Below are 20,653 nucleotides of genomic sequence, written 5' to 3' on the forward strand. Positions count from 1 at the left end.
GGCTTAATACAATAAATCTTGTATAAAATAGACGGTGTTCGACAAACTGGTCACTCAATAGCTTCCACTTCGCAATAAATCCACCTTTTGCGGAAACATATTCAGATAGAAAATTTAGAATTAAAGCGAAGTCGTCTCCTTGTGGAAGATTAGTGGCAAAAAATATCAAAAAAATACAAAAAAAAACAAAGGGAAGGATTGCAAAAATGAAGGAAAGTGAGGAAGTGGTAAACTTTTGTTTCATCAAATACACAAAGTAAGGTGGGTAGGGGATTTGCCACGGCTGACTATAGTAGTTAACTGCTTGGCTGGCAAATTGTAGGATGCAACAAAAATATACTAATAACCCTTATGTCCAAAATATTTTGGCGCATATTAGGATAAAAATTGGGTAAAGTTTCATGATAGAAGCCCATACTATCAACCATTTTCAAAACAGCAAACTTTAAACTAGTTTTAGAAAAAGTGCAGAAGCCGTCAACAGAGCCAAATAGCTAATTTGGCTCTGTTGACGGCTTCTCACCTTAAGTATGATTTGGTTATTTCTTCCGCTGTTTTACCAAGGTCATGATTTCATCCGAAGTACGAAATGTTTTTTCGCCTTTTTGAATTTTTGTACGAATAAACTTGGGCCTTTTTTTCGTTTCTTCAAAAATTTTGCTGATGTATTCTCCTAAAAATGAGATGCCTAGCATGGTTAGTCCTCCAAAAAGAGTAATCAGAATAATAACCGTCGTGAAACCCTGAGGGGTATCGGGAGCAAAAAAGTATTTGGCCAATATTTGGTAGAAAATCCCCAGAATTGAACAGGCCGTAAGACTAAAGCCCGCGTAACTCATGAGTTCTAAAGGTGCAAAGCTGAACGAGAAAATGGCTTTCTTGGCCCACCAAATATTTTTTCGCCAGTTGTTGGTCGATACGCCAAACATTCGCTCGGGGCGCACGTAGTCTACGCCCGTTTGCTTAAAACCAACCCACGCCCGCAGTCCGCGTAAAAACTGCTCGGTTTCGGGCAGGGCCACCAGCTCCTTAACCACTTTGCGGTCAATCATGGAGAAATCGCCCGCGTCGCGAGGAATGGGGATATAGCTGAGGTTTTGAAAAATTTTGTAAAAAGCTTTATAAAAAAAGTGGATATGAGGCTTCATTTCGCGTTGTACGCGCACGCCGTACACCACATCGAAGCCATTTGACCACTTTTCATAAAAATGAGGAATCACTTCGGGAGGGTCTTGCAAATCGCCGTCCATCAATACAACGGCATCGCCCGTTGAAATTTCCATACCGCTCAAAAAGGCCGATTGAGAGCCAAAATTCCGCGAGTGCGTGATGCCGATGACGTTGGAATCACGTTGGCAAATGGCGTTTATTACTTCGTCTTGATTGTCGGGCGAAGCATCATTGACAAAAATAATTTCGTACCGTACTTTAAGTTCATTGAAGGTTTTGACCAACCGCTCGTACATGAACGGAATCGCCTGGGCATCTTTGTAGCAGGCAATGATGGCCGTAATCACAGGATTAAGCTTTGGATTGGCAAAAGCGGGCAGAATCCGTTCTTCGTATTGGTTTGCTTCCTGCCATTCTTTGTTCAATCTAAGCCCTTCGCTAAGGGAGGTGCGGGCTTTCCAACCCAAGTCTTTTTGGGCTTCGGTAGGGTCACCGTACCAATCTGATAAATCCCAGCCGCGATTGGGCATACTTCCCCAGACTGGTACATCCGTCTGACCAAAGGTCTGACGGGAGGTCTCGACCAGCTCGCGCATGGTGGTTTTTTCACCCGTTGCGATGTTATAAGATTTGCCCGAAATGGTTGTATTTACCTTTAATGCCGCGTCCAAAAATGCTTCTACGCAATCATCGGCGTACACAAAATCGCGGCTTATATCGGGAGAAACCAGCGGTGGATAACCACCTTTGCGGGCTTCTTCAATCAAGCGGGGAATCAAGCGGTCGGGTTCTTCCCAAGCGCCGTAAATGGAATAAAGGCGCAGGTTGAGGGCTTTTCGTTGATGAACTTTGGCGTAAAACTCAATCAAATATGCCGCCGAGACCTTCGAAACGGCATAGTGACTGTTGGGTTTAACGGGGTCGGTTTCTTTAGGGGCCGCACAGTTGAACCCGTATTCAGAACTGCTTCCAGCGTGGATGTAAACCGTTTCGTCGGTGCAGTTTTCTAAGATATTGACCGTTCCGATGACGTTGGTCTCGTAGGTCAGATTGATGTTTTTTTGCTTGCTGTACGCGCCATAAGCGGCCAAATTGAAAATGGTTCTGGGCTTGTACTGCGTAAAAGTCTGCTCAACGGAGTTGTTTGATAAAATATCGCAATGAACGATATTCTCAAAGGGAATATCCAATAATTTTAAGCGCCAAGCTTTGGTGGCGTCGTGGGTGAGGGCGTAGACATCCTTGCGAACTTTGAAAATGTCTTTGAAAAGATTGGCTCCGATAAAACCACTGGCTCCAAATACAAATATGGGCCCTTTAAGCTGAAGTATTTTTTCCTGATAAATCAAAACGAATGAGATTTTGGATGTTTGTAAAATAAACACCCAAGGTTGCTAATTTCTATTTTGAAGAATGTTGATAATTACATCTAATTTGGTCTCGACATTCTCCATGCGTTGTTCCATCTTGTCTATGCGTTGCTCAATCTTGTCCATGCGTTGTTCCATCTTGTCCATACGCAGGCCCAAGCCATCTATTTTGGAATTGAGTTCATTCAGTTTTTCTTCAAACTCGGTCTGTTTTTTGAGCAAAAACTGAATATCATCACTATTTTGTTGAATACCTTTCAAACAAATCTTTATCGCTTCTTCCAAACGCTTGATTTGCAAAGATATACGTTCTATTTTGGCGGAGTGCTCTTCCAAAATAGCCGTATGCTCATCTTGCTTGATTGCAAATTCCGCGATTAAAAGCTCTAATTGCTCGATTCGTTGTCGGTCCGTCATCATAATTATATAGAATCAGAGTTTGGCCAAAATTAAGCAAAACCTAAGAAAAGTACGCATTTATTACATCGGCTTTTGCCGTTTCGTATTGGGCGTCGCTCATGGGTAGATAGTGCCATTCCATGCGGTTTTCCATGTACGAAACTCCTTTGCCTTTTATGGTATGGGCAATGATTATCTTGGGCAATCCGTTTTTGCGCAATCTGACTTTTTCAATGGTTTCAATCAGTGCTTCAGGATTGTGGCCATCAGCCTCAAAAACGTCAAAACCAATGGCCTTCCATTTGGCTACGGTGGCGGTTTCTCCCAGTACATCTGTTGTATTACCAAAGCCCTGTAAGCCATTTTTATCCACCAGCACGACTAGGTTATCGAGTTGATTTTGAATCGCATAGTGGGCCGCTTCCCAGGTGGTACCTTCGTTGGTTTCGCCGTCTGACATCAGCACGAATGAGATTGCATCTTCTTCGGAAAGTTTGCTGGCGTGAGCCATGCCTGTTGCAATCGGTAAGCCATGCCCCAATGAGCCAGTAGCAAACGGAATACCAGCGTGTTTGTTGGGGGCAGGGTGAGCGGGAAGGGTAGTGCCATCCTGATAAAAAGTGTCCAATACTTCGTCAGAAATCTCTCCTAAATGATTGAGTGCCACGTACAAAGCCGCCGCTGCATGGCCTTTTGAAAGTAGGAAAGAGTCCTGCGGGCGTTTTTGTTGGATGAGAGCAGCAATCAATAAATCAATGCAGCTTAGAGAACAACCAATGTGCCCCGCGTTGGCTTTTTTGTAAAGGCCCAGTACCTTGAGGCGAAGCTCGCCGCTGAGCCGTTTGTAGTCAGTGATGATCGTTTGTGTTTCAACCATTAGTATCGTTTTCCTTTCAAGTCTGTTAATTCAATTAACTGCCCGGAGGCTTTTTTTAGGGAAATTTTATCCACATTTACCGTGTCTAACCGTTGCACAAAGATACCGTCTTTTGGTAAATACAAGTTAAAATATTGCGCATCGGTTACTGAATGACGCATAAAAGTACGGTCCATGGGGTTGTCAAACACGTTAATTGGGGAAGCAATGAGGATTGTATCGCCTTTTTGATACAATTCGCGGGCTTTTTGGGCAGCAGTGTAGTGCGGGTTGGGCAAACGAGGCTCACTGCGATAATTATATTTGGGCGAAACATCGTCGTAGAAACTTTGAAGGGTACGTCCGACAAACATCGCCTGAATGACCAACACCGTTAATATTAAGTACTTAAACCAGTTTTTGCTTTCCAGCAGGTGCCATAAAGCCACACTTGCCAAAATAATGACGTACGGAAACGAAAATCCCGAATAGCGTTGGGTTAAGCCATAGGTGTGTCCGCTGCGAGCGGCATTGAAAATCAAGAAAGCCGAGGGAATGATGGCGATAATGATGAGAAACCAAATCAGATTTTTGTTTTTGAATGTTGTCTGATAAAATGCCAAAAAAAGCATCAGAATGGCGACCGAAGCGACCGAAAATCCGAGCTTATGGTTGCTGTAAAATAAGGCACAACCTCCCATAACAACGGCAGCTCCTATGCTTATAATGGTTGATTTTTCTGGATTTTTTTGAGAATAACGAAAAGCCACAATAAGCCCCAAACCCATCAAAATGGCCACAATCGCATTTTTTTTGCCTTCCAGCGTGCCTACCAGACTATTTGAATATATCCATAAATCGGTAAACATCGGCAGGCTCTTATCGAATAGATTTTTAAACGTAGCGGGCAAAATAATGCCGTAAGGGTTATTATAGGGCCGATTGAGCGCACATTCTAAATACAATGCCGATTGATGATTGAGTGATCTCAGGGTCCAATCTCCGCCTCCCCAAATAATCCAAGCCGCCAAACCCGAAACGGCCAATGCACCGGCTCCAACCAAAGCTACCCAAGTGCGCAGCCGACGAACCGTAATAAGGGCATACATTCCGTGGGCTAAGCAAACCGTTGCGGCCAGAAAATGAGAAAGAAAACTCAATCCAGCCACCAATCCATAAAACAGAAACCAACGTGCCGAAGGTTTACGTTTTTCTTCGGCTTCGAGTGCACGTAGGAAGCAATAAGTGGCGAGTAATGTCAGAAAGAAAGTAAGCGAATAATTGCGTGCTTGTTGCGAATAAGTAATAAAAAAAGGCTCAATCGCCGCCAAGGCCGCCGCCGTAAGCGCCAATTTCGATGATTTTAAAAAATGATTGGTAAAAATAAAAATCAGCCACACCGTCAGAATGCTGAAAAGCACGGAAAGCAGGCGAGAGGTAAAATCTGAAACGCCCGTCAGGTTGAGCCAATTGTGGAGCACAAGGTAATAAAATGGGCTATTGCCAATGTCGCTGCGGCGCATCGCCTCTAAGTATTCATCGAAGGTCTGTGGCTGCCAAAATTCTTGATTGGTGAAAGTATACTTCGTTGGGTTAAAGATATCGTGTTGGTTACCGCCGTTTTGTACCATGCCTTGGCTTACCATCATCGTTGCTTTTTCGTCAAAAAAGATTCCGTGGGCATCCAATTTGTAGAGACGCAGACTCGCCGCAAGTATCAAAACGGCAACCAGCCCATAAGAGACGTACTTGGTTTGGAAAAGAGTGGAAGTTTGTGGCAAAGACATATTTCGATTTTGTTGCCGCAAATTTATTGAAAAAATAGTAGGATAATGTGTTTATAGCTTTCTTGCTTTTTACAAAAAAGTACTTTTAAATAAAAAAACTATGGTTGAATGCGGGTGCGGTTGTTATATGTGCCTGTTTTATAAGCCATATTTTGGGTGATTATTGAAAAATTAATCCAACAAAAAGACGCACGGATTGTTGGCTTTGAAAATAAAATTAAAACCCAAATAAAAAACTGGAAATATAATCATCGGGCGCAGGAAGATTGGCAGTCGCGAACGGTAGATGAGGATTGGTTGAGAAAAATAATGATAGAACAATAGTAAAGGCAGCCAGATATACAGTAATTGTAAGTCAAACGTTTCTTTATACCATTAAGCAAAAATTTTAAAAACCATTCATTGGTTACCTTTTTCAATAGACATACTTATGAGTTTTCAAATCAAAGAACAACCTATCGTTTATGATGTTTGCATCGTAGGCTCGGGTGCGGGAGGCGGGATGGCTGCCAAGGTTTTGGCAGAAGCAGGCGCTAAAGTCGCACTCATTGAGGCGGGACCTTGGTACGATCCTGCTGACCCTAAGTACATTACCCAGCTCAAGAATCCTTGGGAATCTCCCCGCCGTGGTGCAGGTAATCACCGTCCTTTTGGTGATTTCGACGCCGCTTGGGGAGGCTGGGAAATTGACGGGGAGCCCTATACCCGCAAGAGTGGTACGCAGTTTGACTGGTTCCGTTCGCGGATGCTAGGCGGCCGTACCAACCACTGGGGACGGATTTCGCTGCGTTTTGGTCCATTGGATTTTAAACGTAAAGATGTTGACGGACTTGGCGACAACTGGCCCATCGGCTACGATGATGTGAAGCCGTACTACGATAAAGTAGACCGATTGGTGGGCGTTTTTGGAAGTATTGAAAACATTGAGAATGAACCCGACGGCCTCTTTTTGCCTCCTCCCAAACCGCGTTTGCACGAGTTGATGTTGAAGCAAGCGGGTAAGAAAGCAGGAATTCCCGTGATTCCGTCGCGCCTTTCTATTCTTACAAAACCCATCAATAAAGACCGGGGTGCGTGTTTTTATTGCTCGCAGTGTAGCCGTGGATGTCAGGCGTATGCTGATTTCTCATCATCTTCGGTATTGGTAAAACCTGCCGTAAAAACGGGCAACGTCAAAGTATTTACCAACGCAATGGCTCGTGAGGTAATTACAAATCAGGATGGTAAAGCAACGGGGGTTTCGTACGTCGATAAAAATAATTTACAGGAATATACGGTTAAAGCGAAGATTGTAGTGCTGGCAGCAAGTGCCTGCGAATCAGCTCGTTTGTTGATGAACTCAAAGTCGTCGCGCCATACCAAAGGTCTTGGTAACTCAAGCGGTGTACTTGGTAAATACTTACACGATTCGACGGGTGCTAGTCGCAGTGCCTTTTTGCCCCACTTGGTAGATCGTAAGCGCTACAACGAAGATGGAGTAGGAGGTATGCACGTGTACACGCCTTGGTGGTTGAACGGCAAAAAACTTGATTTCCCTCGTGGGTATCACATCGAATACGGAGGCGGTATGGGGATGCCGGGCTATGGTTTTGGTTTTGGAATGGAGAATATCAACGGAAAATATCCTAACAAAGAAGGTAAGATTAAACCGGCAGGTGGATATGGACTTTCGTTGAAAGAAGATTATCGTCATTTTTACGGAGCCAACTTCGGAATGGCAGGCCGTGGGGAGGCCATTGCGCGGGAGGATAACTTTTGCGAAATTGACCCTAACGTGGTTGATAAGTACGGAATTCCAGTGTTGCGCTTCCAATACACTTGGTCCGAGCACGAGATTAAGCAAGCAAAACACATGCAAGATACGTTTGAAGAAATCATCGCAGCAATGGGCGGTATCGCAAACGGTCCTAAACCTGGTCCTGAATCAAACTACGGATTGGCCGCTCCTGGGCGGATTATTCACGAAGTAGGAACCACGCGGATGGGAGATGATCCATCCAAATCTGTGACCAACCGTTACAGTCAGTTGCACGATGCAGACAACGTGTTTGTGGTGGATGCGGGAACCTTTGTTTCGCAGGCCGATAAAAACCCGACTTGGACCATTTTGGCCCTTTCGATGCGTGCCTCTGAGTACATTATTGACCAACGTAAAAAAGCGAATTTATAATAAAGTGGTTTGTGATTGGAGATTCATAAAGAGTTGATTATCAACGTTTGTTTTTCTTCAATCACCCACTGCCAACCACTCAAAAAGATGAAACGCAGAGATACATTAAAAGCCCTGTCGTTGGGAACCCTGACCGCCACGATTGCGGGTACAGAGGCCCACGCTGATGTTCCCAAGAAGGCCGTACCGCCTTCTTTGTCAGATTTTAAGAATGGAAAAAGTGCGGCAGAATTGGCGCGGGATGCCAAAATTGCCGCCGAGAAGTTTTTTACGCTGCACGAACTACAGACGATTCGTGTGCTGGCCGATTTTATCATCCCTGCCGATGGTCAATTTGGTGGCGCAACGGAAGCTAAAGTGGCGGAGTTTATTGAATTTATCGTAAAAGATATGCCCCAGCACCAAACGCCCATGCGTGGAGGTTTGCTATGGCTGGATACTGCCTGTGTAAAACAATTTGGCAAAAAGTTTGTAGCCTGCCCCAAAGCGCAACAAATCCAAATGCTTGACCAAATTGCATATCCTGGACAGGCAAAGCCCGAGATGAGTCAAGGGGTCGCATTTTTTAACCTAATGCGCAATCTGACGGCTACGGGCTACTTTACTACGGAGGTAGGATTCAAGTACTTAGGCTACGTGGGCAACCGCCCCAATGCATGGGATGGCGTGCCTGAAGATGTGTTGAAGCAGTACGGATTAAGTTATGATTCATAATTAATTCAATCCTTTAATCGTAATTTTAAATAGCGGGCACAATTTTTGTCCCGCTATTTTGTTATGTATACCAAAAGGCTCAAAAAAATGCAATTTTTGGGAAAATTATATCCAATAATAACCTTTACTTTTTGCAGACTCCCGCTTATTCAATCCAAAAAGCGGTATTTGCTGTTTCTTACCATTGCGCTTACTACTTCATTGGCCTTTGGGCAACAAATAGTAGATAACCAGTGCAATATTATTCCTGGAGGATGGGCAACGGGGGAGTTTAATATCCTCAATGAGGTAGGTTGTGCGCCTTTGCAAGTACGAATCTCCAATAAACAAATTATCTCTTACAAAAATAGCTACATATTTGATTATAAAGGTGGGAATCCTGATACGTATAAAACCACCACCGACTCGATTTTTCCTTATACCAAGCCCGGATTATATTATGTAATGAAGCTATCGGAAACGGCCACGGGGGTGCGCCAAAGGGCGTGTCGAGTAGTGACTGTGCAGAATCCTACACCGCCCACCTTTAGGGTTTTAATATGTTCTAACGGAACAGCTAATCTAACAATTACTAACCACGCTGTTACTGAATATGAAGCCTATGACGTTGATTGGGGAGATGGTCAATTTACAATTCTCAACAAATTAAATCTGTTGGCAACCCATAAATATACTGACAAAACATCTAAGCTCATTACCGTATACGGTCGGCACCGCATCAGTAACTGCGGTGGAAAAAGCAGCCAAACCATTTCACTAGATTCGGAAGCAAAGCCCGCTATTATCTCAAAACTTGAAATGTTGGATGCCACGACTGGAGAGTTGACTGTAACCAATCCGAACCAACTTGAGCTAGAAATCTTTCGACAAGAAGGGGGAGGTGGTTTCAGTACACTCGGAACGGTGGTAAAGAATGTAGAGGAAAAAGTAAAAGTACTGGTCGACACAAATAAGATATTTTGCTACAAACTTAAGGCCCGGGATAGCTGTGTGGCGTCGTTAGAGTCAAATGTATTGTGCAGTAGTTTTATCAAAATAACTAAAGAAGCGGATGCAAACGTGGTTAGCATTGTGCCCTATTTATATCCATCGGACGTAAAAGGGATGACGGTAACGCGTAACGACGAAAATTGGTGGAATCCGACGTTTTCGCAATGGTTTAAACCCGATAATGAAGGTAATTGCGGGACCAAAACCTGCTATCGCCTCCAAATTAACACCAAAGACGCAACCATCCTTTCTAATAAGCTGTGTACTGACGCGCCAGCCTCACTTTGTAATCCGTTCGGCAGTCTTTTTGTTCCAGATGCTTTTACTCCGAATGGGGATGGAGCCAATGATTTTTTTGAAGTAAAGGGTGAAATTGAAGGTGAGCCGCAAGTGATGATTTATGATCGTTGGGGTTCTGTTGTATTCCGAAACAGTGTGAATGTACGTTTTTGGAACGGGATGATTAATGGAAGCCCAGCCCCAGCGGGCGCTTATTTATACCGTATCAATGTCACTGACAAAATTGGACGAACGTTTATTAAACGCGGCACTGTTTCGCTGCTTCGTTGATAATATATTGGTCAAATGTGGGTGAATCAAAGCCAACCCGGATGGGCCAGTAATAAAACCGTGCTTCTTGTAATCCCATTTTTTCAAGTAAGGGAAAAAGCTTCACCCAATCTTTCTCAGTGGTTAAAATAGGCGATTTCTGCGCCATTTTTGCAAACATCCGGACGTCTTCTTCGCTGTAATTGTGGTGGTCGCCGAGAGCAGTATGCCCTACTATTCTATAAATAGCCGAGGCTGCTTCTTCAAATAATGCTGGTTGCGCAATTCCAGAAATTAGACTTATTGATTGATTATCAGTTAATAATGGTAAATGATTGAAGTAAGGAACGGGAGTTTCGTACCTAAAGGATGAAAAAAATATTGGAGTAGATGGCAAGGTAAATTTCTGAATTTGACGTACGATTTCATTTTTATCCGTGTCATTTAGGTGCTGTGGGCATTTGGTGACGATAACGGCGTTGGCGCGCTTGGCCCCCCGCCTGAATTCCCGCAATAGGCCCATCGGAAGTACATAATCTTGGTAAAAAAGCCGTCGGTAGTCGGTCAATAAGAGGTTAAGGTGGGGGCGAATAGCGCGGTGCTGAAAGGCATCATCCAGCAAAATGATTTGGGTATTTAGTTTTTCTTTTTCAATTCGCTGAATACCTTCAACCCGTTTTTCACAAACGAAGACGGGTGTTTGATGACCGAATTTGTGGTAAAATTGTAACGGCTCATCGCCAACTTCAATTGCGGTAGATTGGTCTGTCACTTCTCGGTAACCTTTCGTTTTTCTTCCGTAACCTCTGCTCAAAATGGCTATTTCCCATTCAGAACTCAAAAGTCGCTGTAAGTACTCAATATGAGGCGTTTTACCCGTACCGCCGACTGTCAAATTTCCAATATTAATGGTATATAATTCTGATTGGTATATTTTTTTTAAATCATTGTTATACAAATAATTACGGATATAGGTGACGATGCCATACAGGACGCTCAGCGGCCAAAGTATCCATCGCAATACGTTTGATAACTTTCTTAACATTTTCTTAAAATGACTTTGGCAAAGTAAGGGATTTTTCTCTATTTTGTGAACCTGCTTACCCCAAACATTGTCTTTCGAATGCCCTTACAAGTTCACTATCAGCCTTATAAACTGAATTTTCGGTTTGCCGCCGGTACTTCCAGGGGTATCTTGACAGAAAAAACGTCCTGGTTAATCAAAATATATGATGACGACATTCCTACCGTTATTGGTATCGGGGAGTGCGGTCCGTTGAGTGGACTCAGCATTGACGATCGACCTGATTTTGAGGATATGCTCCAAAGTATTTGTCAAGAATTTAATAAATTAGATCTTGAGATTTACAGCTGGAATATCCCCATTATTCTCGAACAACTAATTGGCAGTCAGTGGCCTTCGCTTCGTTTTGGGTTTGAGTCAGCCATGCTGGATTACCTCAATGGGGGTAAAAGAGTCCTGTTTGATAATGCTTTTGTCAACCAACAAAAACGAATTCCAATCAATGGCCTTGTGTGGATGGGTAGCCATGAGGCCATGCTCCGGCAAGTAGAAGAGAAAATTTCCGATGGATTCACCACCATCAAACTGAAAATCGGTGCGATTGACTTTGAAGAGGAATGCGAAATCTTGGCGTACATTCGTCGTCATTTTTCTGCTCAAGAAATTACTCTTCGGGTAGATGCCAATGGCGCGTTTACTGCGTCTACGGTGTATGACAAGCTGAATAAGTTGGCTGAATATGACCTGCATTCGATAGAACAGCCCATTAAGCCCAAGCAAAGGGAGTTGATGGCCGAACTGTGCGAAAAGTCGCCTGTGCCGATTGCCTTGGATGAAGAGCTTATCGGAACCTTCGATTACGCCGAAAAAAGGCGCTTACTAAAACAGCTAAAACCCAAATATATTGTTCTAAAGCCAACGCTTCTCGGAGGATTTGAGCAGACTCGTGAATGGATAGAAACCGCCCAAAGGCTGGATATTGGGTGGTGGATTACCTCTGCGCTCGAATCAAACATCGGATTGAATGCCATTTCTCAATTTACGGCGGAGTTTGATAATGCGCTCCCCCAAGGACTGGGAACGGGGCAGTTATACCATAACAATATTCCAAGTCCGTTGCTCATTCATCAGGGGCACCTCCATTATGACCTCCTTCAACCTTGGGACTTCGGTGTGTTGAATTCCAGCCGTATTTCTTCAACGGCCTAGTATTTTACGAACTTTTATTTGTTAAAGTCGTTAAGTAAATGAACATAAACCATTTCATAGAATGGGTTATGTTTCGGCGTTTTCTACTAACAAATGATGTAAAAACATGGAAGAAAGCAGTAAACTCGATAAAATCATTGAAGCTCGAATGAAGCTAAAGGCTCGTTTTGAGGATAAAATGAAAAATACTCCGTCGATGGCGGATGAACGGCCTCAGGGCCACGGCGAAATCAATCGCCACGGTATGCCGCAAGTTCCGGTTGGGCAAACCCTGACGACCAAATGGCCCGTGCTGGATTTGGGGTACCAACCCAACGTGACCCTCGACCGCTGGCGATTGTACATTGACGGTGAAGTTGAAAATCCCGTTGTTTTAAAATGGGAAGATTTCATGGCGTTGCCCCAAACCGAAGATACCTCTGATTTTCATTGTGTAACCACTTGGTCAAAACTCGATATGTCGTGGGTGGGAGTTCGTTTATTAGATTTGGCGGCGCTGGTGCAGCCCAAAGAAACGGCTACTCATCTGATGTGTTATGGATATGATACGTATACCACCAACGTGTCGCTAGAAGAAGCCCTCAAACCTGATGTATTATTGGCGCATACGGTGTATGGGGAGCCTTTGCCCAAAGAGCACGGTGGCCCCGTTCGGATGATTACACCGCAGCTATATGCGTGGAAAGGTTCAAAATGGATTAAAAGAATCGAGTTCTTGGATAAAAATAAACGCGGTTTTTGGGAAGAACGCGGATACTCCAATACGGCCTATCCTTGGAGAAATGACCGTTACAGCTAGAGATATGAATAATTGATTCAATATTGTTTTATGGAAATTCAAATTGTTGGGGCGCTTCAGCCCGAAACCGAAGCGATTATATATTTATTTCGTCAAAGTGATGATTTAGGCGACCGACTTAATATCTTTTCGAACGCTATTTTCCTGAAAGAAGATTTTAAAGCGGAAGCCAAACAAGTGGTGACGATTTACGAAAATGGCCGAAAAGTATATTTAGTAGGGTTAGGTAAAACACCGAAAGAGACCGATTTTATTAAAACACTTCGTTCGTTTTTTTATAAACAGAAAAGGAACCTGCCCAATATCATTGCGATTGAACTCCAAACAGGTGGAATTGAGAATGAGTGGGTGGAGGTGATTTCAAATGGTTGTATTTTAGGTGATTATGATTTGGATTTGTACAAAACCAAAAAGAAAGAGGGACTGACAATCTTTGATAAAGCCGCTCAATTGCAAATTATTGTTGCCGAGGATGCCATCGAATCGGCTACCCCACAAGTGCAGCGAGGTGAAGCAATTGCACAGACTCAAATCCGAATCATGGATTTGATGAATGCGCCTTCCAATAAAAAATCACCCCAAAGTTTGGCTGAGTGGGCCGTTGAGTCTGGTCAAAGATACGGTTATTCTGTCACCGTTTGGGATGAAAAGCAGTGTGAAGAAGAAGGATTTCAAGCACTTTTAGCAGTGAGTCTGGGCAGTAAAAATCCGCCCAGATTTATATTATTGGAGTACAAACACCCGCAAGCAACGGAAAAAATAGGCTTGGTTGGCAAAGGCGTTACTTTCGATACGGGAGGAATATCGCTGAAGCAATCGACCAATATGCACTACATGAAATCCGACATGGGCGGGGCGGCGGCGGTATTGGGTACGATTGAAGCCGCTGCTAAACTAAAACTGCCCGTTCATTTGATAGGAGCGATTCCCGCCACCGAAAACAGCATCGACGGATTGGCCACAAAGCCCGGTGATGTGGTGGGAAGTTATTCGGGCAAAACCATTGAAATTATTGATACCGATGCCGAAGGCCGGGTTATTTTGGCCGATGCGCTCAGTTATCTTGTGCGAATCGCAAAGCCAGATGCCATGATTGATTTGGCAACGTTGACGGGCAGTTGTATCGCCACCTTAGGTTATTCGGCGGCGGGATTGTTTACCAACAACGAGCAGCTTGCCAAAGATTTGTACGATTCGGGGCAACAAACGGGTGAAAAGCTATGGCGTTTGCCCCTGTGGGACGATTACAAGGAAGAGTTGACTTCTGATGTAGCCGATGTCAAAAACTTTCATGGAAAGCCTTTTGCGGGAGCGATTGTTGCGGCAAAATTTTTAGAAGTATTTACGGAAGAGCATCCACGTTGGGCACATCTGGACATTGCCGGAACCGCTTTTGCTGACTCTGAATTTGGCACCATGAAATCGGCTACAGCATACGGTGTTAGATTGTTGTTGCGATGGCTGCAAGGAAAACGCGGATGATTTATCCAGTGGACGTTTGGTAATTCAGCCGTGTTCTATTAGCTTTAAGCCTTGATTTTACCCATTAAAAAAGCCATTAAGCTACATTTTCAATTTAATTTGACGAATTTCTATGAAGCTAACTGTACGATTTGCGCTCATGGCCATGTTATTGGTTGTCGGCCCAGCTTATAGTCAACAGGTTTACAAACGGTGGGAACTAGGCGCTGGAGTGGGCTGGTCTGGGTATCTGGGCGACCTCAATAAATCTGATTTTTTTTCACAGGAGCCTAAAATGAGCGGTGGTTTTTTGGGCCGCTACCATATCAGTCGCAACTGGGCATTGCGGGGCGCTTTGACGTTTGGTACGTTATCGGGCAACGATGCCAATTTCGAAGACCGGAAAGTCAGAGGCTTCAAAACGCGCTCATCGCTTACCGATTTGTCGGCGATTGTAGAATATGATTTCTTGGGCAAAAATCGTTTTAAATACGATTCTACAGCCTTTCAGGTACGGTTTAAACGTAAGTTATCTCCTTATTTATTTACGGGAGCAGGAGTTGGTTTTACCAATCCTAAACCTGATTTTACGGGTACGGCATCCACCCCCGCTAATTTTCGTCAGGGAGCCATTGCCGATCAGGCCGCCGATTATTCTAAATCCAACTTTGTCATTCCTTTTGGAATTGGGGTTCGATACGATTTGTCTGAAAAGTGGGTCGTGAGTGCCGAAGCGGGTTTCCGGTTAGCTTTTTCTGATTATTTGGATGGCATAAGCCAAGGCGCTAATCCCAATCGTGACGACCGTTATAAGCTTTCAACGCTTGCCATTACGTACCGTTTTGATCATCAAGATAAAGACCGTGACGGTATTCCTGATGAAAAAGATGCGTGCCCGAATGAGCCTGGTTCGGTTAGAATGAAAGGATGCCCAGATAAAGACAACGACGGCGTTGCCGATAAAGACGATGATTGTCCAGACGTAGCTGGTTTGCAATCCATGAAAGGGTGCCCAGATACCGATGGTGATGGCATACGTGATAAAGACGATAGCTGTCCTACCGAAGCGGGTCTTGTGTCATTGCAAGGCTGCCCTGACAAAGATAAAGATGGTATTGCCGACAAAGACGACGCTTGCCCAGATGTGGCTGGTTTGGCCAATCTACAAGGTTGTCCTGACCGTGATAAAGATGGTATTGCCGACAAAGATGATACTTGCCCAGACGCCGCTGGTTTGGCCCAATTTGGAGGTTGTCCTGATACAGATGGAGATGGCATTCCTGACAAAGATGATGCCTGTCCAAATGTTGCTGGTAAAGCAGACTTGAAAGGTTGCCCCGATGCAGACAACGACGGCGTGGCTGACAAAGATGATGCTTGTCCGATGGTGGCGGGAGTGGCTCAATTCAACGGTTGCCCCGATACGGATGGCGACGGTGTCGAAGATTCCAAAGATCGTTGCCCAGAGGTAGCTGGTAAGCCTGAGTTTGAAGGTTGCGTTGATGCCAAAGCGTTGCAGGTTGTTATCAAAGCGGCTGAGAAAAAAGCCCGCTTAGAAGCTGAATTGGCTAAAAAACAAAAAGTAGCCATTGACCCCGCCAAACTAGTGGTTGACTTCAAAGTGGAGTCGATTCTCTTTGCGACCAACAGCGCGGTGATACAAGACAAATACAAATCAATTCTTGATGGTTTGGTGGATGTACTTGCTAAGAATCCATCGTACATGCTGCGTTTGTCGGGACACGCCGACAGTAGAGGCTCCAAAGCCTACAACGAAAGGCTGTCAGAAGCGAGAGCGAAGGCTTGTTTGGAGTATTTATTGATGAAAGGAGTAAGTGCTCCACGCGTGGTGATTCAAGGCTTGGGTGAAAGCGTACCTGCGGCGGAGAATACCAACGAGTCAGGCCGCAAAATAAATCGCCGGGTGGAAGTGGAAACATTTCGACAATAACCAAAATTGATAAATCGTTTTCTAAGCCGAGCAGGAGATTAATTTCTTGTTCGGCTTTTTTGTACGGCTAAAATACAGTAACAGGCATTTGTAAATGCGCTATTTATACGTCCGTTTTTTATTGCTGCTTTTTATCAACTCGTTCATTGTTAACGCACAAGACCGATTTGAAGTTGGGGTATTTGGAGGTAGCTCAGGGTATCTGGGGGATTTAAACAAGTCAGATATTTTTTCCAAAGAGCCCAAGCCATCGTTTGGGGTGGTGGGGCGTTATAATTTTTCAGATTACTTTGCGGTAAAAGTTGGTTTAATTAGGGGAAGACTTTCGGGTAAAGACAGTCATTATCCTGACCGTGCCTTTCGTAATTTTACAACGACCACGCCATTGACGGAGGTTTCTGCCCAATTTGAGTGGCATCCTTGGCCGCTAACCCAACCACGATTGAGATACAGATTTTCACCGTCGTTTTCTCCCTTTCTCTTTGTGGGCTTTGGATTTGTGCGAACAAAACCCAAGGCTGATTTAGAAAATATGATTGTTGAAAAGCCCCAATTTGTGCAAGGAGCTGCCATTGACCGCAGCGCCGTGTATAAGTCAATTCACGGGGTTGTTCCTTTCGGGCTAGGGATTAAGTACCGAATCCATCCGCAATGGACCCTCGCCGCCGAGGCAGGTTTCCGCATTACTTTTTCGGACTATTTGGATGGAATCAGTTTCGCGGGCAACCCTGCAAAAACGGATAGGTACATCATTTCGGGAATAAGTGTTGTCTATCGCTTCAATAAAAGGCCCTTTGGGTTCAAGATTCGTAACCCAACCAAGTGTGATTTTGTGGAGGAATGAGTACTTTTAGCTTCCATTTTCACAACTCTGCATGAAAAACATTCTCCTTCATCTTCGAATTCCGTTTTCTTTTTTCTTACTACCCATTTTTTTGTTTGCGCTCAGTCAGTCGCCCCATCCTGATACCGCTAAAGCTTGGTGGGTATTTTTTATCCTGCATTTTTTGCTTTTTCCGGCAAGCAATGCTTACAATAGCTATTACGATAAAGATGAAGGGAGTATTGGTTTGCTCGAAACGCCTCCGCCCGTCACCAAAGAGCTGTATTACATCGCGTGGGCTTTTGATATTCTGGCGTTGGTATTGGGGTGGTTGTTTGTGGGGGAACTATTTACGGGGTATTTGCTGATTTATGGTATTATTTCGAAGGCATACAGTCACCCGTTGGTTCGGTTGAAGAAGTACCCGATTTTGAGTTGGGTTGTAGTTACCATTTTTCAGGGTGCGCTTACGTACTTGGCTGTGTTTCAACCCATCAATAACCTGCAAACCTTTGCGTCGCTTATTCCGCAATCACTCCCCGCTTTGGTGTGTACATCCAATTTGTTGGCTATTTATCCGCTTACGCAAGTGTACCAACACGAAGAGGATGCCAAACGCGGTGATATGACCATGAGCCGACTGCTGGGAATTAAGGGAACATTTATCAATGCTTGTTTTTGGCTACTGCTGTCGGGGGGAGGGTATTTGAGTTATTTTGGGTTTACGTTACCGTTATTGCTTTTGGTAATTTTGCTCTTTCCGTTGTTGGCTTTTTTTGGATGGTGGACTTGGAAGACGTGGCAAGACGAACGTAATGCCAATTTTAGAAATACCATGTGGTTAAACGTATTGGCGAGCGTATGTCTCAATATTTTTTTCGGAATTCTCTGTTTTTTATAATGTGCCTAACATTCTGATAATCATGCATACAGGTTAAAATGGGCTATTTATTCAAAAAAAAAGCCCATTTTTTTTGAATAAATACTTGCATCATATACACCAAAAGACTACTTTTGCACCACCAAATCACGGTAAAACATACGCGAAAGTAGCTCAGCTGGTAGAGCGCGACCTTGCCAAGGTCGAGGTCGCGGGTTCGAACCCCGTCTTTCGCTCCAAGCACCGCAAAAAACGGTGCTTTTTTTATCCGTAATTAAATCACCGCCCGCCGGGGTGGTGGAACTGGTAGACACGCAGGACTTAAAATCCTGTGAGCCGAAACGCTCGTACGGGTTCGATTCCCGTCCCCGGTACTTAAAGCCTAAAATGCTATTGAATAGCGTTTTAGGCTTTTTTTAATGAATGAGTGCTGCTAGCAATTTTGACTTATTTGTTAAAAAAAGTGTAGTTTTTTTTAATAAATATTTGGAAAAAAAGATTGGGTTTAATATGTTTGCAACCCGTTTGAGGCAGACGCCTGCCGATAACACCAAAACGCGAAAGTAGCTCAGCTGGTAGAGCGCGACCTTGCCAAGGTCGAGGTCGCGGGTTCGAACCCCGTCTTTCGCTCCACAAAGTCCCGTTCACGCGGGACTTTTGTTATTTTGGGCCACAAAAAAAAAACCGATTCAGTTAGTCGGGGGATTTTTTTATAATATTGGTACGTGATTATTTGATTACTATATCATACGGTAGGCGGGCTTGCGTTCCTTGCATTTGTTGCAGTTTTTTCAAGACTTTGAGGTAAGGAGCAAAATCACCTAATTTTTGTTGCATCAATTGCTCTTCGGCGTTACCAGTGAGTTTATTGATGAACTGTTCTACCATATTTTTCTCAGCAGGGTATTTGATACGATAGTCACCTTCTTTCAATTTAGCGGCTTTGGCGGCTACCTGAATGGCTTTGTCAAGCCCGCCAAATTCGTCAATCAACCCATTTTCTTTGGCTTCTTTACCCGACCAAACCCGACCTGAAGCCAAGGCTTGAAGTTTAGCAAGGGGCATTTTACGACCTTCTGCGGCTTTGCGCGTAAAAGTGGCGTAAATGTTTTCGGTACTCTTTTGCAGACGATTGTTCTCGAAAGGAGTCATGTCGCGGGTTACGGAAGGCCAATCGGCGTGGGCGTTGGTGTTGACGCGGTCGAACGTAATGCCCAATTTATTGCGGAAGGTATCTTCAAAGTTGAACAGTACGCTGAACACCCCGATAGAACCAGTAATCGTGTTTGGTTGAGCTACAATTTTATCGCAGCCCATCGCCATGTAATAGCCACCAGAGGCTGCTACGTCCGACATGGAAGCAATCACAGGTTTTTCCTTACGGGTCAGCTGCACTTCGCGCCACATAACATCAGAAGCCAAGGCGCTGCCTCCTGGAGAGTTGATTCTGAGGACTACCGCTTTGACTTTTTTGTCTTTACGCGCTTTGCGAAGTTCTTCCATGATGGTTTCTGAGCCAATATTTCCGTCGTTGCTTTTGCCCGACATGATGGCGCCTTCTCCGATAATGACCGCAATTCTGCGGTCAGATGGCCCGTCTTTAATGAGCTTATCAGCTTTGATGTATTTGCCAAGGCCAACAAATTTGATTTTATCATCCTCCTTCAGTTTGAGCTCATTTTTCAATGAAGTTTCTACTTCGTCATAATAACCTACGTGGGTGATGAGCTTATACTTGAGGGCATCTTGAGGGGCATCTATGGATAAAGAATCGGCCAAGTTTTTGAGCTGGGCGGCAGAAATGCCTCGCGATTTTGCAATATTTTCAACGGCATGATTAAAAATGGTGTTAATCAAAACCTGGTTCTGCAACTTACTGGCGTCGCTCATATTTTCGCGGAAGAAAGGCTCCACGGCACTTTTATATTCACCCACCCGAAACACCAACGGCTTTATTTCAAGTTTGTCAAGGGTTCCTTTGTAGAAATCATATTCGGCACTGAGCCCGTTCCATTCCATTCCTCCAGCGGGGTTGAGGTATATTTTGTCGGCAACAGACGCCAAGTAATAGGCTTTCTCGGTCATTACCTCCCCGTATGCGTACACAAATTTTTTGGATTTCTTGAAATCAATGATTGCATCGCGAATTTCTTCGGCCGAGGCCCAGCCCACCATCGGGTATTGAACGTCCAAGTAAACACCCTTGATGTTGGGGTCGAGTTTGGCATTGGCCAAGGCAGATTTAATATCAAGCAGGCCAATGACATCGCCCTGCCCGCCCGTGAGCTCTGCAAAAGGGTTGTCGACGGAAACTTCCTGAATTGAATTGTTTAAATTTAATTTAAGAACGGAGTTTTTCTCAACGTTGGTTTTTTCTTCCGATGAGCCGAGCGCCGCTGCTAAACCGATAAACAAAAAGAAGCCCAGTAACGAGAAAAGAAATAAACCGACGATGGTTGCGAAAACATATTTAATGAACTGCCACATAAACGATTGGGTAA

Annotated in this window: 15 protein-coding genes and 3 tRNA genes; 12 read left to right on the top strand and 6 right to left on the bottom strand. The window is 44.3% G+C overall.

Annotated elements, in window-relative coordinates; genetic code table 11:
* Positions 1 to 539 precede the first annotated feature (539 nt).
* The 4 genes from NCI00_RS18225 to NCI00_RS18240 are packed head-to-tail and all read right to left on the bottom strand — an operon-like array spanning position 540 to position 5,582.
* On the bottom strand, positions 540 to 2,519 hold the full coding sequence (locus NCI00_RS18225) for an NAD-dependent epimerase/dehydratase family protein (protein ID WP_253529873.1): 1,980 nt from the start codon (positions 2,517 to 2,519) through the stop codon (positions 540 to 542).
* Positions 2,520 to 2,564: 45 nt separating this feature from the next.
* A complete protein-coding gene (locus NCI00_RS18230; protein ID WP_253529875.1) occupies positions 2,565 to 2,960 on the bottom strand; it encodes a hypothetical protein in 396 nt (131 codons plus the stop codon).
* A 40-nt stretch (positions 2,961 to 3,000) separates the two neighbouring features.
* The gene (locus NCI00_RS18235) at positions 3,001 to 3,816 is read right to left on the bottom strand and encodes a transketolase (protein ID WP_253529877.1); all 816 of its coding nucleotides are present in this window, start codon (positions 3,814 to 3,816) and stop codon (positions 3,001 to 3,003) included.
* Positions 3,816 to 5,582 carry a glycosyltransferase family 39 protein gene (locus NCI00_RS18240; protein ID WP_253529878.1) on the bottom strand — a complete coding sequence of 589 codons (1,767 nt, stop codon included), beginning with the start codon at positions 5,580 to 5,582 and terminating at the stop codon, positions 3,816 to 3,818. Before NCI00_RS18240 ends, NCI00_RS18235 begins: the two co-directional genes overlap by 1 nt.
* Positions 5,583 to 6,012: 430 nt before the next feature.
* Here NCI00_RS18240 and NCI00_RS18245 point away from each other — a divergent pair, with 430 nt between their 5' ends.
* The 3 genes from NCI00_RS18245 to NCI00_RS18255 all read left to right on the top strand — a co-directional run bounded on the left by NCI00_RS18245 (position 6,013) and on the right by NCI00_RS18255 (position 10,026).
* Entirely contained in the window at positions 6,013 to 7,752 is a 1,740-nt protein-coding gene (locus NCI00_RS18245) for a GMC family oxidoreductase (RefSeq protein ID WP_253529879.1), read from the top strand.
* An 87-nt stretch (positions 7,753 to 7,839) separates the two neighbouring features.
* Entirely contained in the window at positions 7,840 to 8,466 is a 627-nt protein-coding gene (locus NCI00_RS18250; RefSeq protein WP_114065230.1) for a gluconate 2-dehydrogenase subunit 3 family protein, read from the top strand.
* A 168-nt stretch (positions 8,467 to 8,634) separates the two neighbouring features.
* The gene (locus NCI00_RS18255) at positions 8,635 to 10,026 is read left to right on the top strand and encodes a T9SS type B sorting domain-containing protein (protein ID WP_253529880.1); all 1,392 of its coding nucleotides are present in this window, start codon (positions 8,635 to 8,637) and stop codon (positions 10,024 to 10,026) included.
* On the opposite strand, the gene lpxK is transcribed toward NCI00_RS18255, so the two are convergent.
* Entirely contained in the window at positions 9,995 to 11,050 is a 1,056-nt protein-coding gene (gene lpxK / locus NCI00_RS18260) for a tetraacyldisaccharide 4'-kinase (RefSeq protein WP_253529882.1), read from the bottom strand. The genes NCI00_RS18255 and lpxK overlap by 32 nt on opposite strands.
* Positions 11,051 to 11,128: 78 nt before the next feature.
* Between lpxK and NCI00_RS18265 the strand changes: the two genes are divergently transcribed.
* The 9 genes from NCI00_RS18265 to NCI00_RS18305 all read left to right on the top strand — a co-directional run bounded on the left by NCI00_RS18265 (position 11,129) and on the right by NCI00_RS18305 (position 18,785).
* Positions 11,129 to 12,238 carry an o-succinylbenzoate synthase gene (locus tag NCI00_RS18265; protein WP_253529884.1) on the top strand — a complete coding sequence of 370 codons (1,110 nt, stop codon included), beginning with the start codon at positions 11,129 to 11,131 and terminating at the stop codon, positions 12,236 to 12,238.
* 106 nt (positions 12,239 to 12,344) lie between these two features.
* Positions 12,345 to 13,037 (top strand): sulfite oxidase-like oxidoreductase, encoded by a 693-nt coding sequence (locus tag NCI00_RS18270; RefSeq protein ID WP_253529885.1) that lies wholly within the window; start codon positions 12,345 to 12,347, stop codon positions 13,035 to 13,037.
* Positions 13,038 to 13,067: 30 nt separating this feature from the next.
* Entirely contained in the window at positions 13,068 to 14,519 is a 1,452-nt protein-coding gene (locus tag NCI00_RS18275; protein WP_253529886.1) for a leucyl aminopeptidase, read from the top strand.
* A gap of 112 nt (positions 14,520 to 14,631) precedes the next feature.
* A complete protein-coding gene (porG, locus tag NCI00_RS18280) occupies positions 14,632 to 16,449 on the top strand; it encodes a type IX secretion system protein PorG (RefSeq protein WP_253529887.1) in 1,818 nt (605 codons plus the stop codon).
* A 94-nt stretch (positions 16,450 to 16,543) separates the two neighbouring features.
* Positions 16,544 to 17,293, top strand: coding sequence for a type IX secretion system protein PorG (gene porG / locus NCI00_RS18285; protein WP_253529889.1), 750 nt, complete (start codon positions 16,544 to 16,546; stop codon positions 17,291 to 17,293).
* A 31-nt stretch (positions 17,294 to 17,324) separates the two neighbouring features.
* Entirely contained in the window at positions 17,325 to 18,173 is an 849-nt protein-coding gene (locus NCI00_RS18290) for a UbiA family prenyltransferase (RefSeq protein ID WP_253529891.1), read from the top strand.
* Between the two features lie 142 nt (positions 18,174 to 18,315).
* Positions 18,316 to 18,391, top strand: a tRNA-Gly gene (locus NCI00_RS18295).
* 49 nt (positions 18,392 to 18,440) lie between these two features.
* A tRNA-Leu gene (locus NCI00_RS18300) sits at positions 18,441 to 18,526 on the top strand.
* A gap of 183 nt (positions 18,527 to 18,709) precedes the next feature.
* Positions 18,710 to 18,785, top strand: a tRNA-Gly gene (locus NCI00_RS18305).
* Positions 18,786 to 18,881: 96 nt separating this feature from the next.
* On the opposite strand, the gene sppA is transcribed toward NCI00_RS18305, so the two are convergent.
* On the bottom strand, positions 18,882 to 20,639 hold the full coding sequence (gene sppA, locus NCI00_RS18310; protein WP_253529892.1) for a signal peptide peptidase SppA: 1,758 nt from the start codon (positions 20,637 to 20,639) through the stop codon (positions 18,882 to 18,884).
* Positions 20,640 to 20,653 lie beyond the last annotated feature (14 nt).

The sequence above is a fragment of the Runella salmonicolor genome (assembly GCF_024158025.1).
Lineage (GTDB): Bacteria > Bacteroidota > Bacteroidia > Cytophagales > Spirosomataceae > Runella > Runella salmonicolor.

What these genes read in the sequence shown, in the direction of transcription:
- NCI00_RS18240 (WP_253529878.1), bottom strand. Translation starts at nt 5,582, where the DNA reads ATGTCTTTGCCACAAACTTCCACTCTTTTCCAAACCAAGTACGTCTCT.
- NCI00_RS18290 (WP_253529891.1), top strand. Translation starts at nt 17,325, where the DNA reads ATGAAAAACATTCTCCTTCATCTTCGAATTCCGTTTTCTTTTTTCTTA.
- NCI00_RS18275 (WP_253529886.1), top strand. Translation starts at nt 13,068, where the DNA reads ATGGAAATTCAAATTGTTGGGGCGCTTCAGCCCGAAACCGAAGCGATT.
- sppA (WP_253529892.1), bottom strand. Translation starts at nt 20,639, where the DNA reads ATGTGGCAGTTCATTAAATATGTTTTCGCAACCATCGTCGGTTTATTT.
- NCI00_RS18250 (WP_114065230.1), top strand. Translation starts at nt 7,840, where the DNA reads ATGAAACGCAGAGATACATTAAAAGCCCTGTCGTTGGGAACCCTGACC.
- NCI00_RS18265 (WP_253529884.1), top strand. Translation starts at nt 11,129, where the DNA reads ATGCCCTTACAAGTTCACTATCAGCCTTATAAACTGAATTTTCGGTTT.
- NCI00_RS18230 (WP_253529875.1), bottom strand. Translation starts at nt 2,960, where the DNA reads ATGATGACGGACCGACAACGAATCGAGCAATTAGAGCTTTTAATCGCG.
- NCI00_RS18270 (WP_253529885.1), top strand. Translation starts at nt 12,345, where the DNA reads ATGGAAGAAAGCAGTAAACTCGATAAAATCATTGAAGCTCGAATGAAG.
- porG (WP_253529887.1), top strand. Translation starts at nt 14,632, where the DNA reads ATGAAGCTAACTGTACGATTTGCGCTCATGGCCATGTTATTGGTTGTC.
- NCI00_RS18245 (WP_253529879.1), top strand. Translation starts at nt 6,013, where the DNA reads ATGAGTTTTCAAATCAAAGAACAACCTATCGTTTATGATGTTTGCATC.
- porG (WP_253529889.1), top strand. Translation starts at nt 16,544, where the DNA reads ATGCGCTATTTATACGTCCGTTTTTTATTGCTGCTTTTTATCAACTCG.
- NCI00_RS18235 (WP_253529877.1), bottom strand. Translation starts at nt 3,816, where the DNA reads ATGGTTGAAACACAAACGATCATCACTGACTACAAACGGCTCAGCGGC.
- lpxK (WP_253529882.1), bottom strand. Translation starts at nt 11,050, where the DNA reads ATGTTAAGAAAGTTATCAAACGTATTGCGATGGATACTTTGGCCGCTG.